The sequence below is a fragment of the Priestia megaterium genome, assembly GCF_046599315.1.
GTDB classification, from domain to species: Bacteria; Bacillota; Bacilli; order Bacillales; family Bacillaceae_H; genus Priestia; species Priestia megaterium_F.
Map to the genome: position 1 here is coordinate 1,115,018 of NZ_JBKIKC010000001.1, position 13,793 is coordinate 1,128,810.

Annotated in this window: 11 protein-coding genes, 1 pseudogene and 1 riboswitch; of the genes and pseudogenes, 2 read left to right on the plus strand and 10 right to left on the minus strand. The window is 38.2% G+C overall.

Annotated elements, in window-relative coordinates:
• Positions 1–15: 15 nt before the first annotated feature.
• The 3 genes from ACLHDF_RS06095 to ACLHDF_RS06105 are packed head-to-tail and all read right to left on the minus strand — an operon-like array spanning position 16 to position 3,211.
• A complete protein-coding gene (locus ACLHDF_RS06095) occupies positions 16–621 on the minus strand; it encodes a lysostaphin resistance A-like protein (protein ID WP_413918044.1) in 606 nt (201 codons plus the stop codon).
• A complete protein-coding gene (locus ACLHDF_RS06100; protein WP_413918045.1) occupies positions 621–2,138 on the minus strand; it encodes a RecQ family ATP-dependent DNA helicase in 1,518 nt (505 codons plus the stop codon). Before ACLHDF_RS06100 ends, ACLHDF_RS06095 begins: the two co-directional genes overlap by 1 nt.
• Before the next feature lie 23 nt (positions 2,139–2,161).
• Positions 2,162–3,211, minus strand: a complete 1,050-nt coding sequence (locus ACLHDF_RS06105) for a helix-turn-helix domain-containing protein (RefSeq protein ID WP_413918046.1) — start codon at positions 3,209–3,211, stop codon at positions 2,162–2,164.
• A 257-nt stretch (positions 3,212–3,468) separates the two neighbouring features.
• Between ACLHDF_RS06105 and ACLHDF_RS06110 the strand changes: the two genes are divergently transcribed.
• Entirely contained in the window at positions 3,469–3,717 is a 249-nt protein-coding gene (locus ACLHDF_RS06110; protein WP_013059046.1) for a ferredoxin, read from the plus strand.
• Positions 3,718–3,796: 79 nt separating this feature from the next.
• Here the strand turns inward: ACLHDF_RS06110 and ACLHDF_RS06115 are convergent.
• Positions 3,797–4,371, minus strand: a pseudogene (locus ACLHDF_RS06115) (ECF transporter S component).
• Positions 4,372–4,525: 154 nt separating this feature from the next.
• A riboswitch (FMN riboswitch) is annotated at positions 4,526–4,668 on the minus strand.
• 299 nt (positions 4,669–4,967) lie between these two features.
• Here ACLHDF_RS06115 and serA point away from each other — a divergent pair.
• Entirely contained in the window at positions 4,968–6,542 is a 1,575-nt protein-coding gene (gene serA, locus ACLHDF_RS06120; RefSeq protein ID WP_413918047.1) for a phosphoglycerate dehydrogenase, read from the plus strand.
• A gap of 32 nt (positions 6,543–6,574) precedes the next feature.
• On the opposite strand, the gene ACLHDF_RS06125 is transcribed toward serA, so the two are convergent.
• From ACLHDF_RS06125 to resA, 6 genes are all read right to left on the minus strand, one after another.
• The gene (locus ACLHDF_RS06125; protein ID WP_413918048.1) at positions 6,575–7,264 is read right to left on the minus strand and encodes a peptidoglycan DD-metalloendopeptidase family protein; all 690 of its coding nucleotides are present in this window, start codon (positions 7,262–7,264) and stop codon (positions 6,575–6,577) included.
• Between the two features lie 171 nt (positions 7,265–7,435).
• The gene (locus ACLHDF_RS06130; protein ID WP_413918049.1) at positions 7,436–9,208 is read right to left on the minus strand and encodes an ATP-binding protein; all 1,773 of its coding nucleotides are present in this window, start codon (positions 9,206–9,208) and stop codon (positions 7,436–7,438) included.
• The gene (locus tag ACLHDF_RS06135; protein ID WP_013059051.1) at positions 9,208–9,924 is read right to left on the minus strand and encodes a response regulator transcription factor; all 717 of its coding nucleotides are present in this window, start codon (positions 9,922–9,924) and stop codon (positions 9,208–9,210) included. The genes ACLHDF_RS06130 and ACLHDF_RS06135 overlap by 1 nt, the downstream gene beginning before the upstream one ends.
• A gap of 422 nt (positions 9,925–10,346) precedes the next feature.
• Positions 10,347–11,525 (minus strand): c-type cytochrome biogenesis protein CcsB, encoded by a 1,179-nt coding sequence (gene ccsB / locus ACLHDF_RS06140; protein WP_413918050.1) that lies wholly within the window; start codon positions 11,523–11,525, stop codon positions 10,347–10,349.
• Positions 11,526–11,536: 11 nt separating this feature from the next.
• Entirely contained in the window at positions 11,537–13,159 is a 1,623-nt protein-coding gene (locus ACLHDF_RS06145) for a cytochrome c biogenesis protein ResB (RefSeq protein ID WP_413918051.1), read from the minus strand.
• Positions 13,160–13,171: 12 nt separating this feature from the next.
• Positions 13,172–13,693 (minus strand): thiol-disulfide oxidoreductase ResA, encoded by a 522-nt coding sequence (gene resA, locus ACLHDF_RS06150; protein ID WP_413918052.1) that lies wholly within the window; start codon positions 13,691–13,693, stop codon positions 13,172–13,174.
• Between the last annotated feature and the right edge of the window lie 100 nt (positions 13,694–13,793).

Consider the following 13,793-nt stretch of genomic DNA (forward strand, 5'->3'; position numbering starts at 1 on the left):
CTGTTTCCTTAATCTTTACTGCATTATTTCTTCTGGGTGCACTGATTTCCCTTTTGACTTTCGTATCTGCAGACCCAGTAGAAAATCAATGAGAAAATGAGTAAAAATAGTGACATATAAATTTTCGGTCCAGCAAAAAAGTAGCCCTATTAAAAAGCTTAAAACTACAACCGAAATAAAAAGAAACCACTTTTTTAAATATCGAATGTGAACGAGTGCAAATATGATACTCGCCCAAAACAGGCCAAACTGAACTTGTATAACTCCTCGAAATAATACTTCTTCTGAACATGCAACTATTAGACAAATAAGGGCTAGATGAGGAATAGAACGATTAGCAAATAAACGTTCATTAATCCCTCCGTCATCGTATAAATGCTCAGGCACATATTTCATTAGAAGCGTATCTCCTATTACTACAAAAAGAGCCGTTCCTCCTCCGTACAATAAAATAGAAGGCCAATCCAGCTGAAAAAATTGCAAAAAGGAATGCCATGAATCGAATGTAAAAAAACCGATGACTAAAGCAATGAAGCAGATGAGCAGCTGTGTTACATATAAATTTTTAACCAGCTCTGCATCTGTCATGGATGAAATAAGCTCTTGCTGTGATTTTGCCATTATATCTCTCCTTGACGAAGCAAACGAGCTAATTCTAATTCCCAGCTTTGAAATGTCCACTGCTCTTGCTCATCATTTGTTTTTTTATAAGTCTCTAAATTCAAGCCACAGCAATCGCAACAGTTCTCAAGCTCTGATCTTCCCTGCTCATTGAAATAGCCAAGGAGCACTTGACGACGGCATTCTTTTGTCTCAATAAACCCCTTCATCGCACGGTACTTGTCATGTTTGTTGCGGAGACGTTTATTTACAGCTGCAACAATCGTTTCATACAGCGATTCAGGAATTTTCCAAGGTTCAACATGCTCATTTTCCACTACATTTTCTCTGTACAAATAATAACGAATAAATCGCCAATGTGTTTCTTGAATACCCACTGTATAAAGAAAATGAGACTCTACTTGTTTTAAAGGAATGGCCAGATCGTGATTTCGTAAATAGGACAAGCAGTATAAGATAATATCTGAAGAAGGAAGTTCCATTTCAAGTAAAGAATGAGCAAAATCATCGTCTCCTTCAGCATAAAGCAAGATTGCCATACTTTTTCGCTGGTCGCGTCCGCTTCTTCCAATTTCCTGTACGTATGCCTCTAGCTGCGTAGGTGTATGAAAATGAATAACAAAGCGAACATTCGATTTGTTAACTCCCATTCCGAATGCACTTGTACAACAAATGATATCAAGCTGATTTTCTAAAAATTGCTGTTGAACAAGCATTCTTTCATTCGGTTCCATTCCGCCGTGGTAATACTGCACTCGCTGTATCCCATTTTCCTTTAGAAGCTGTGTTAATGCTTCTGTCCAAGATCGACTGGAACAATAGATAATTCCCGGACTTTGCAGTTCACTAACGTACATCAGTAACTTCTCTTTTTTCTCTTCAATACTTGCCACGAAATCAACTTCCATCGCAATATTACTTCGATTCATGGAATAGATGTGCTCTTTGACAGCAGGCAGCGATAAGTAGCGCTTAATATCTTCCACTACTTCCTTGGTCGCAGTTCCCGTTAATGCTAGACATAGCGGACTGCCAAGTTCCTTCCATATATCTCCTAAATGGAGATAATCTAAACGAAAATCATGTCCCCACTGGGAAATACAGTGTGCCTCGTCCACAACGAAAAGGCCTACCTTTGCCTGCTTTAATGCATCTACTACAACAGCATTTTGCAAAATTTCAGGAGATGCATAAATAAAACGATAAAAAGCTAAATCTTTTAACGCTCGTCGTTTTTCTTCTTGTTGTAGAAAACTGTTTAAGGCAATAACTCTCTTTTCTCCGTTTGCTTTTAGTTGTTGAACTTGATCTTCCATCAGTGAAATTAAAGGAGATACAATAAGCACCGGTCGATTCAACAAATAAGCTGGGAGCTGATAGCACAGTGATTTTCCTGTTCCTGTAGGAAGAACCGCTAACACATTATGACCTGTTAGAATATCTTGAATAATCTCTTTTTGTCCTAGCCGAAATTGGCTATAGCCAAATTGCTTCTGTAAAAGTTGTTCTATCTTCACATCAAACACCACTTTTTTTAGTATCAGGTAAAATGTTTTGCTAATACAAGACGAATTTGAAAATAGGTGACATCGTCTTTTACTTCTTCCTTTATCACCTTTAATTTATTTGTACGCAAACCTTCAAAAGCTGAGATAATTTTCTCCTGCTGCTTAGGCGATACGTACGCATCGATTGAAAAAGATGGAACAAACAGAGCTAACTCTGCAATATGATCTTCAATCGTACTTTCTTTTAAACGCCTTATATAAGCAATTTCTTCAAGCGTCTTGCCTTGTTGAAGCCAGCTATACGTTTTTAAAGTTGAACTCGTCAAAGGCAACTCTAAATATAGATCTTGTAAAAAAGAAGACAGCACAGGAAAGCTTTCATTATTTTTACTCACTTTTTCAATGATATGGTGAATAACCCCTAAGAGTTGAATATGAACATAATGCTCCTCGAGGTCATATTGATATGCTAACTGATTTTTTGTAAATCCTACTCTTTGGTATCCAGTCAGTTGCAAAACAAAAAGTGACGCATCCCGTTCGCTACAACCTTTCAAGCACGTTCGGAGCTCTTTGAATAACTCTGTTGCTAACTCTTGACGCGTTTGTTTTTGAGACATAATATACGTTTTGACCCATTGAATAACCTCAGGATTTTTAGAAATGGGTAAAAACCCTTTTTGAAAATACTGTAGGTTTGATAAGGTCTGAATGAACAAAGTGATTCTTGCTAAAAATAATTGCGTACTGCTTGCAAATTTCCATCCGTCTAAAGCTGGATGAAAAGGCCGAGCCGTCAGTTCATCTTCAAGCCGTGCTCGTCCCTTATCTGTCATCACATACTTTTGGTTTTCAGTTTCTTCAATATACTGCTGTTCTTTCAAATAAGCAACGCAGTTTTCAAAAGATCGTTTATCTAAGTATAGAAATGACTGAAAAAGAAAAGAGATTCCAAAAATTTTCCCGTCTTGAATCGTTTGAGCTGACTTTTTACCTGTTAATAAATGATAAATACCATAGGCAGTTCGCTCACCTTTTAACTGCTTTATACAAAATAAAATGCTAACTTGAATATAATTCAAAGGTGTCAACTTCCTTTCTCATTCATTGTACCAAAAGTGACCAATAGCATGTGAGATAAAGGCTTTTCAGCTCTTTCCTTTATGTATTAAAACGCTTGGATAAGTGAAGAAACCTTGATTTGATAAGCATTCTCAGTGACTTTTCTATTGAAAAGTTTTATAAATCATTTTACAATGAATAAGGAGAAATTTCACTCTTGATTCGCGAAGAGATTATATAATGAGAAATTTTCGAACACTTTACAGGAGGTCTTGTTATGCCAAAATATACAATTGTTGATAAAGATACTTGCATCGCATGCGGCGCATGCGGCGCAGCAGCACCGGACATTTATGATTATGATGATGAAGGTATTGCCTTTGTAACATTAGATGATAACCAAGGTGTAGTAGAAATTCCAGAAGATCTAGAAGATGATATGATGGATGCAATGGAAGGCTGCCCAACGGATTCAATTCGCGTAGCGGATGAAAAATTCGAAGGCGATGCTAATAAATTTGAATAAGTAGTGAGTAAACCTGTAGTCGTACATGCTGCAGGTTTTTTTATATATAACAATCGCTCTCCTTCGGAGAGCGATTGAATTAAACAGCAACGCGACGCGTAATCCATTGCTTCATTTTTGAAAACAATAAGACAAAAATAACTCCTGTCGCTGCTCCTTTTATTAAGTTAAACGGCAGAATACCCGCAACGATATATTGACGTGCTTGCTCACTAGACATCTCTGGCGATTGCAAGAAGATTGTATACGCCGGTAAGAAGACATAATAATTTAAGACAGCCATGAGCACCGTCATTACAACCGTACCCGCAACCAAACCTATCGTTAAACCTTTAGCTGTTTTAAATCGACGGAACATGTATGATACGGGAAGAACGAACAGTAAACCAGCCACAAAGTTCGCTACTTGACCAACTGGAACGCCTGTAGCACTTCCTTGAATTAAATAATTTAATAAATTTTTTATCCCTTCTACTATAACAGCAGCCATGGGTCCAAACACAAGTGCTGCTACTAGTGCAGGAATTTCGCTAAAATCAATTGTTAAAAACGGAGGTAATCAGGAATCGGAAAGTTAATCATCATTAAAATATAAGCAATACTACTTAACATTCCTAATACAACCAGATTTTGGGTTTTCTTACTTTGTTGCATCTTGCCTCTCTCCTTCTTTGTGATCCACTCTTCAAAGAAGAAAGGTTCAACTTTATATCCCCACGCAAAAACCTCCCAACAAATGATTCGTTGAGAGGAGACATGGCAGGCATATTTAATAAACGTTCATTACATTAGGTTTTGAACGCTGAACCTCCACCTTCTCCCATCCAGACTGTACTGTCGGCTTTGGAATCTCACCAAATCTGCTCGTATGCATTACATATAAGCTCGCGGGCTCCAAACATTTTGTTTATTACCGCCGGTCGGGAATTTCACCCTGCCCCGAAGATAGACCAATATTTAATTATGAATTTATTATATGTTATCTCGAATTAAAAGTAAATAAAGAAGTTTTTTAATTCCTATTAAATTGATGTATTTTATAAACTTCACTTCTGTTGTTATATGTTATATTAAGAAATAAGCGCATAACTAACAGCATTATGTCATATTTATAGTTTCAATTTTACATTCATAATTGTACATTTGATAACTAATTGTAAAGTTTAAAGAATATAATTGACAGAATTTTTTTAACATGATAAATTATCAAATATTTGATGTTAGTAAAATCCAAGGGAGATGTTCACATAATGTATAATGTGTTAGTAGCTGATTCAATTAGCAATGAAGGCCTTGCTCCACTACTTGAAGCTCCTCATGTGAATCTTACTCGAAAAAAAGTTGAAGAAGTTGAGAATGATTTGCATACGTATGATGCACTTTTAGTACGAAGTGCTACGACGGTTACAGAAGATTTGCTGGCAAAAATGCCAAATTTAAAAATTGTTGCTCGCGCTGGAGTAGGTGTCGATAATATTGATATTGAAGCTTCAACCAAACGAGGAGTCGTCGTTATTAACGCGCCGAACGGAAATACCATTTCAACGGCGGAACATACATTTGCTATGATGGCCAGCTTGTTTCGACATATCCCTCAAGGAAATGCATCAGTTAAAGGGCGCGAATGGAACCGCTCAGCATTTGTTGGAACAGAGCTTAATCGCAAACACCTAGGCATTATCGGATTTGGGCGAATTGGCTCAGAGCTTGCCAAACGTGCAAAAGCCTTCAATATGAGCGTTCACGTTTACGATCCTTTTTTAACCTCTTCTCGTGCTGAAAAGCTAGGCGTAGAACTATTATCCCTGGATGAATTACTAGCGGTGGCGGATGTAATTACCGTCCACACTCCACTTACAAAAGAAACAAAAGGATTGCTCAACCATGACACGTTGGCAAAAACCAAGAAGGGTGTGTTTTTATTAAACTGCGCACGCGGCGGGATTATTGATGAAAAAGCCTTAGTTCATTATTTAGAAATTGGTCATGTTCAAGGTGCAGCTATTGACGTATTTGAAGTTGAACCTCCGCTTGACAACCCTTTGTTACATTTTGATCAAGTCATTACCACTCCCCATTTGGGCGCTTCTACAAAAGAAGCTCAACTTAACGTCGCTGAAGACGTGGCACATGATGTCCTTCGGTTTCTAGAAGGTAATCCTGTAAGTTCATCCATTAATTTGCCGACGCTTTCTAAAGAAGTTTTTGAAAAAATTCAGCCGTTTACGAGCCTTACTAAACAAATGGGAGCTATTTTATCACAATGCATGCGAGAACCTGTCCAGCATATCTCTATCTCCTACGGAGGTACAGTGACTGATTTGGAAACCACTTATATTACACGAAGCTTATTATCAGGATTTTTAACTCATCGTATTGATTCACCTGTTAATGAAGTCAATGCCTCTATGATTGCCAAAGAACGAGGCATTACGTTTGGTGAAAAAACATCGGAAGATACGCAAGGATATTCCAATATGATTGAAGTTACAGTAACAGGCGAACAGCGTACGTTTACCATTACGGGTACCTATATAGCAGGATATGGACCACGAATTGTTAATATCGATTCGTTTGATATTGATTTTTATCCAGAAGGACATCTTCTCTATATCCGTCACAGTGATCAGCCTGGAGTCATCGGAAATGTAGGTAAGGTACTTGGAGATTTACGTATTAACATTGCTACCATGCAAGTTGGCCGCAAACAAAAAGGCGGAGAAGCCATTATGATACTCACGTTTGATAAACTTTTAGATGATTCTGTCATCACCTCATTAAAACAAACAAGCGAGATTGTGACTATACAGCGTATTGAACTGTGATATTCAAAAGAAGAGCCTTAGCGGCTCTTTTTTTATGGACTTATTTTTAACACTTGCCCTGCATTTAACATCGTATTCTCTAAATGATTCCACTTTTTTAGCTGCTCCACATCCACTTCATATTTGACTGCGAGTTCAGATAATGTATCTCCTTGATGGATAAGAATACAGTTATTAGGAGAAGAATGTAACTGCTGAAAAACTGTCGCAGCTAAATCACTTTTTACGTACGCTGATAGTTTGTGTTTGTCTAATTTAGCAAGCGGGTTCACTGCATTGGTTTTATCCGGACTCCAATTTCCTTGATGAACTTCAAAATGCAAATGTGCACCTGAAGATCGCCCTGTATTGCCAACTCGTCCAATGCTTTGACCTGCAGCTACGCGACTTCCTTCTGCAACAAAACGTTCCTCTAGATGGGCATAAACCGTTTCGTATCCATTCGTTTGTTTGATAAAAACAACTTGTCCATATGTATTTGAATAATAAGAGCGGCTCACCACTCCTTTTTCAACAGCATACACCTGTGTACCAACAGGTGCTGCTATATCAATTCCAAAGTGTTTAGCATGACGAGAACCAAATACATCAGTCAAGACCCCTTCAACAGGCCACTCCCACTGCTTCTCCTCCGCTTTTACCATTTGTCCGCCCAAAAATAAAAGACCTATACACAACCCCATTACCAATACAACCAATATTCTTCTTAACACGTCAATCATGAAGAAAGAACCTCCTATGTAGATCATTGCACACAAAACATACTATATGCCAATTCCTTCTCTTTTAGACTTGTTTATAGAAAAAATAAAAAGATATGATTCTTCATCGAATCACATCTTTTTGCTGTGCTTATTATTTTAACCGAAGAAAAATTGTTATTTAGCATACGTTTATTTTGGCAGCTTGATAAAGAAGGTTGTTCCTTCATTTAATTCACTTTCAACTGCAATGATCCCTTGATGTGCCTCCACGATATTTTTGGCAATTGCAAGCCCAAGACCAGTTCCTGACTTTCCTCTCGTTCTGGCTTTATCCGCTTTATAAAATCGTTCAAATACATATGGAAGATCTTCTTTTGGAATGCCTGCTCCTGTATCTTGAACAGAGAGATGGATTTCTGATTGACTTTTATCAAGATGCAGCCTTACTTCTCCGTAGTCATCCGTATGGCGAATTGCATTGTCAATTAAGTTTGTCAGCACTTGTTCCATTCGATCTGAATCAATCATCGCTTCAAATTCATCTTCTATTTCTCCATTAAGAGACAGGGTGATATGCTTTTCTTTAGCTAACCCTTGAAACTTACGCAAAACGCGTTCTGTAAATTCAACCATTGCTACAGAATCTAAGTGAAGCTGCACATGCCCCGCTTCCATTCGCGCCAAATCTAAAAGTTCATTTACAAGCCGGCCCATACGGAGCGATTCATCATAAATTACCTGTGCAATTTCTTTCTTTTCTTCATCCGTACTTGCAATATCGTCAATAATAGCTTCACTATAACCTTGAAGCATAGAAATAGGTGTACGCAATTCATGCGAAACGTTTGCAATAAAATCTTTTCTAGATTTATCAAGTTTACGCTCTTCAGACATGTCTCGTAGTACAGCTACAGCACCGCGAATTTTCGTTTGATTGTAAAGCGGTGACATCAAAATGACCCACGTTTTCCCTTGGATTTTCAGCTCTGCGCTTCGCTCTGTTTCAGTTTCTACCACCGTTTGAAACAAATGCACGACGTTTGCTGGAAGCTCAGGCACCTGCTGATTGTTAACATCCTGCTCGTAATACCAAGTCTGAAGAAAATGCTCCGCTGGAGGATTAGTAATTAAAATCGATCCGTCTCTACTAAACGTAATAACGCCGTCTGCCATACTGCTTAGAATACTTGAAAGTTGCTCTTTTTCCTGATTAAGTGCATTGAGATTAAATTTTAACTGCCTGCCCATTTGATTAAAAGCAATCGCTAACTCTCCAATTTCATCGTGAGTTAAAATCGGTACTTTTGTATCAAAGTTCCCTTTCGTTACTTCAAATGCCGCCTGCCTCATTTTTCTAAGAGGCGCTGTAATTCGAGTAGATAAGAAGAAAGCAAAAATGGTAGTTAAAATAATAGCAATACCTGCAGCCAATAAAATGAACTTAGTCGCATATTGAGCGGGTTCTTCAATTTCAGAAAGAGATTGATACAAATAAACGCCGCCTGTTGGTTTATTATCCTTCATTAAAGGTACACCTACAACAAACATTAAAGGCTCATCACTGGTGTCTTTCTTTGTGGTCATGTACATTTTTTCTCGTACTACTTTACCTTTTTCAACCACTTGATTTAGCTGATCGTTTTGTTTCACAATGGTAGAAATAGCTTTCTTGTTTTCTTTATCAGGATGTGTGGAATGCCAGTAAAAATCTTTGTCTTGGACAATGACTACACTTGCTTGATCTGCAAGTTCACGAGCAATGGATAGTCCTAGTTTTTCATCGTCCGTTTCTTGCACAATAGTAGAGATTTTAGCGGCCGTTTTGGTTAAACGGTTTTCTGCATCTACAACATGATAATTTTCAAAAAACTGAAGCAGTAAAATGGTCAAAATAAATAAAACAAGCGTAACGAGCAATAGGATAGTAAACCATAGTTTACCAACTACACTTCTCCAAAACATCAGTTATTTTCAACCTCAAATTTATACCCGACGCCCCAAACGGTTACAATCATTTTCGCCGCTTGTGATGATACGCGATTTAACTTTTCGCGCAGACGCTTGACGTGTGTATCTACCGTACGAAGATCTCCAAAGAAATCATAATGCCATACTTCACGCAGCAGCTGCTCTCTGTCATATACTTTGTCTGGCGTTTTTGCAAGGTAGCATAATAATTCGTATTCTTTCGGAGTTAAGTTAACTTCTTTTCCATCGGCTGTAACGCGATGTGCATCATTATCAATCGTTAAGTGATCAAAGACAATAAGATTTTTCACGCTCGTTTCCGGCTGGATAAACGTTGCCTGAGAAGAACGTCGAAGCAGTGCTTTTACGCGAAGAACTACTTCTCGTGGGCTAAACGGCTTGACGATATAATCATCTGTACCTACTTCAAACCCTTGGACTCGGTTTACTTCTTCTCCTTTAGCTGTAAGCATGATAATAGGAGTTGCTTTTTTCTCACGAATTTGTTTACAAACCTCAATACCATCTATGCCAGGCATCATTAAATCTAATACAATCAAATCATAATCTATGTGTAATGCTTTTTCGATTGCCTCATGCCCATCGGCTGCTTCTTCAATGATGTATCCTTCTTTTTCTAAGTACATTTTTAACAATCGTCTAATGCGATCTTCATCGTCTACTAGCAGTAATCTTTGTTCGTTTTGCATGTATTTTCAACCTCCTAGTCTTAGTGTACAAAAAAAAACCGACGAGTTCTACTTATGTTACCCAAACAATGTGACAATTCGTGAACACCTTTACGAAAAACCTCCTTTCCCCCCAAAAAAGAGGTTGAAACATAACGAAATCTATCCAATCTACAGACGAACAAATAGAATAAAGGAGCTAGTAGGGATCGCTTGTTACACCGCTGTTGATTTCCGTGCAAGACTTCTGCGAGAAAAGCGGAACAGGTGAGCCTTGCCCTCAAATCAACCGCTAGAAGCACCTACATGCATGAAGCCTACGTTCACCATATCAATGAAAAAATCCGAACGAATGTGATTCTCCATCAAGAATCTCAATTCATCGTTCGGATCTTCCTTCAACTAAAACACCTTTTCCCCAGCCTCTTTTATATTTTTAACGGTTACGCATATGAATGTAAACCTGCAATAACTAGGTTCACAGCCACTAAGTTGAACATAATGATGGCAAACCCGATAACTGCCAGCCAAGCTGATTTTTCACCGTGCCATCCTTTAGACAGCCGAAGATGAAGAAAAGCAGCATAAAATAAAAAGGTAATCAGGGCCCACACCTCTTTAGGATCCCATCCCCAAAAGCGCGTCCAAGCCATCTGAGCCCAAATCATAGCGAAAATAAGTGCTCCTAGTGTAAAAATAGGAAATCCAATTGCCACTGCTCTGTAGCTTACTTCATCAAGCAAGTCGCTGTTTACCTGCTTCACAAGCGGCTGCAGTGCGGCTCCAATTCGCTTCCGTAAAATGACACGAATCAGCCAGTATACTACAAAACCACCGGCTAACGACCAAATGACCGTATTCAGTTTTTTAGCATTGATAATAGCCGGCATATCAACAAGCGGCTGTATATCGTTCCCCTCTGTCCACTCACTTTGATGAGGGCCCACTAGTGGAACCATATGATATACTACTTGCTCTTGTTCTCCACTTTTATTAACCCAATTAAATGATGACTGGTAGTGAGCCGCGTTAAAAGCAAGCGTCACCGCTACAAACCCAAGCGTACTAATAAGCGTATACAGGATGAATTCCAGCCAAAATGCTTTTTTGCTTCGCTTGGATTGATCAATGGTTTTGATTAAATAAATTAATCCTGCGACAAAGCTAATAGAAAGCACGGCTTCACCCGTAGCTGCAGTTGTTACGTGAATATGCAGCCAATTCGTTTGGAGAGCCGGTATCAGCGGCGTAATTTCAGTTGGAAACATGCTTGCATAAGCAATAATTAAAAGAGCCACCGGCAATGCAAAAAGTCCAAGCATGCTAATACGATAAATAAAGTAAATAACAATAAATGCGCCAACAAGCATCATGCCAAAAAACGTGGTAAATTCAAATAAATTACTAACAGGAGCGTGGCCTGATGCAATCCATCTTGCAATGAAGTAGCCAACCTGTGCAATAAATCCGATGATGGTAACCGCAATTCCAAACGTTGCCCACTTTGTTTTCTTTTGAGCTGCTCGCTTATCTCGAATAGCTCCTCCGAAAAAAAAGGTTGCGACTAAATAAGCAATAAACGCCACATACAGTAAATTACTACTTATACTCGCATAATCCATGCTTTTTCCTCCTATTTCGTTTCTTTATCATTTTGATCCTTCAGCTGTGTAAGAGAGGTTGATTCTAATAAACCATTCAATTCTTTTTTAAGACCATACCAGTTTTTATTTGTATGTGCGGCTAACCATATCTCATTATTGACTTTTTGAATCCACAGACGACGGTGATTCCAATACATTCCTTGAATCACACCAATCATAAAGATGGCTCCGCCAATCCCTAAAAACCAAAGCGTATAGTCTCTGCGAACGGTTAATCCCGTTACATTTTTCGTTTCCACACCAGCAAACGTCATTTTATAATCGTTGTTTCCTAGCGGCTCCAAGTTTTCTCTAATTCCAACAAAAGCAACTTCTCCTTTTTTATGCTGAGGCGTAATCATTTTAAATACAAAAGCCGGATTGTTAGGCACTCTTGTCTTTGTATTTGGATTTCCTTCATCATCAAAGAAAAAATCTGGAAAGTAACTCATAAGCTTAACTTTATATCCGTTTTTTAAATCATATGTTTCCTTTGGATTATGTAAATCTACTGTAAGTGAACCAACGTTTTTACTTGCATTTTTATCTGTTAAATGGAAAGACATAGAGCTGAACTCATTTAATTTGAAGTCCACTTGGTACATAGCATATCCCTCAAACTTAAGTGGCTGATTCACACGAATCTCTGAATCTTTTATTTTCTTTAACGTTGGATCTGCTCCTGGTATAAGCTTTCCTTCGCGCTTATACAGACTAACATCCGCTTCATATTTTTTGGCCACTTTATTATTCCCTGCACGATCAATGGCTTCTTGAAACACGGCGCTTTCACTATTTTTATCATACGTTTCAACAGTAAAACGATGGTTTTTCAAAAAATATTCTCCGTTCGTTCCAGGAATAACTTTCGTTTCACCTTCACGAATCCAAAGAACTTCATCTATATACATGCCTGGTACAAATCTAAGCATAGCACCTAGTAAAAAGATAATAAGACCGATATGATTAACGTATGGGCCCCATCTTGAGAAGCGTCCTTTTTCAGCCAGCAGATTGCCGTTTTCTTCACGAATGGAGTACCTTCTTTTTTTAAGCATGCTTTTTACATGTTTATAATCTTGCTCCGTCCACGATGACGTTATGCTATACAAACGCTGTCTTTTTAAGAAGTTCGTATGTTTTGTGACACTTTGTTTTTTTAGAGCTCGATACAAAGGCACTACTCGATCTAAACTACAAATGACTAACGACATTCCTAAAGCAGCAATTAAAAGCAAGTACCACCACGATTCGTAAAGATGATGAAAACCTAATTTATAATAAAGCTCTCCTGTCCATCCATATTCCTTTTGGTAATACTCATCTGCCGTCACGTTGGGAGGTATGTAAGCTTCTTGAGGATAGATGGTTCCGACTGCAGACGCAACAAGCGTCACAACAATGATCCAAATACCTACTTTTACAGAAGAGAAAAAATTCCACATTTTATCAATAACTGTTTTATTGTACGTTTGCGATCGCCTTGCGCTTCCTTCATAACGCATATCCACTAATTTATCAGTTGTTTCTTCTGCAATCGGCTTACCACAGGCTTCACACAAAATCGTACCATGCGGGTTAACGTGTCCACATTCACATTTTACGTGTTTCATTGTCAACACTCCCTATGGTTTAATTCGTTCCATATATTCTTTTATTTTAGATTCCTCCAATCCCCCAATAAAGCTGTCTACAATCTTTCCATTTTTATCAATTAAAAATGTAGTAGGCAGAGGATCTATTCCGTATGCACCCAAAACTTGTGAATCTTTATCCATCAAAATGGGAAAAGATAGCCCATACTGTTTAGCAAACTGTTCTACTGCTATATTCGTTTCTGCAACGTTAACAGCTAAAATTTCAACGCCTTGCTTTTTATATGCTGCATACTGCTTTTCCATAGCTGGCATCTCTTGTTTACAGGGCTTGCACCATGTTCCCCAAAAATTCAAAAAAACTCCTTTGCCTTTGTAATCTGATAGCTGATGAGTTTCTCCATTAACATCTCTTAATATAAAGTCAGGTGCCTGATCCCCTACTGATACCTTTTGTTTATCTGCGAAAAATTGAGCATAAAGGGTATATCCAACCGCGCACAGTAAAACTGCTAATATAACTGTACGAATAATCAAGCGCTTTTTTTTCATGGCACGAACTCCTTTTAACCGCTTTCAATACGCTTTTTTTCTACCATTATATCATTTTTTTGGTAGTGGCTTTCCGATAATATTTCGACGTTTCTGTGAA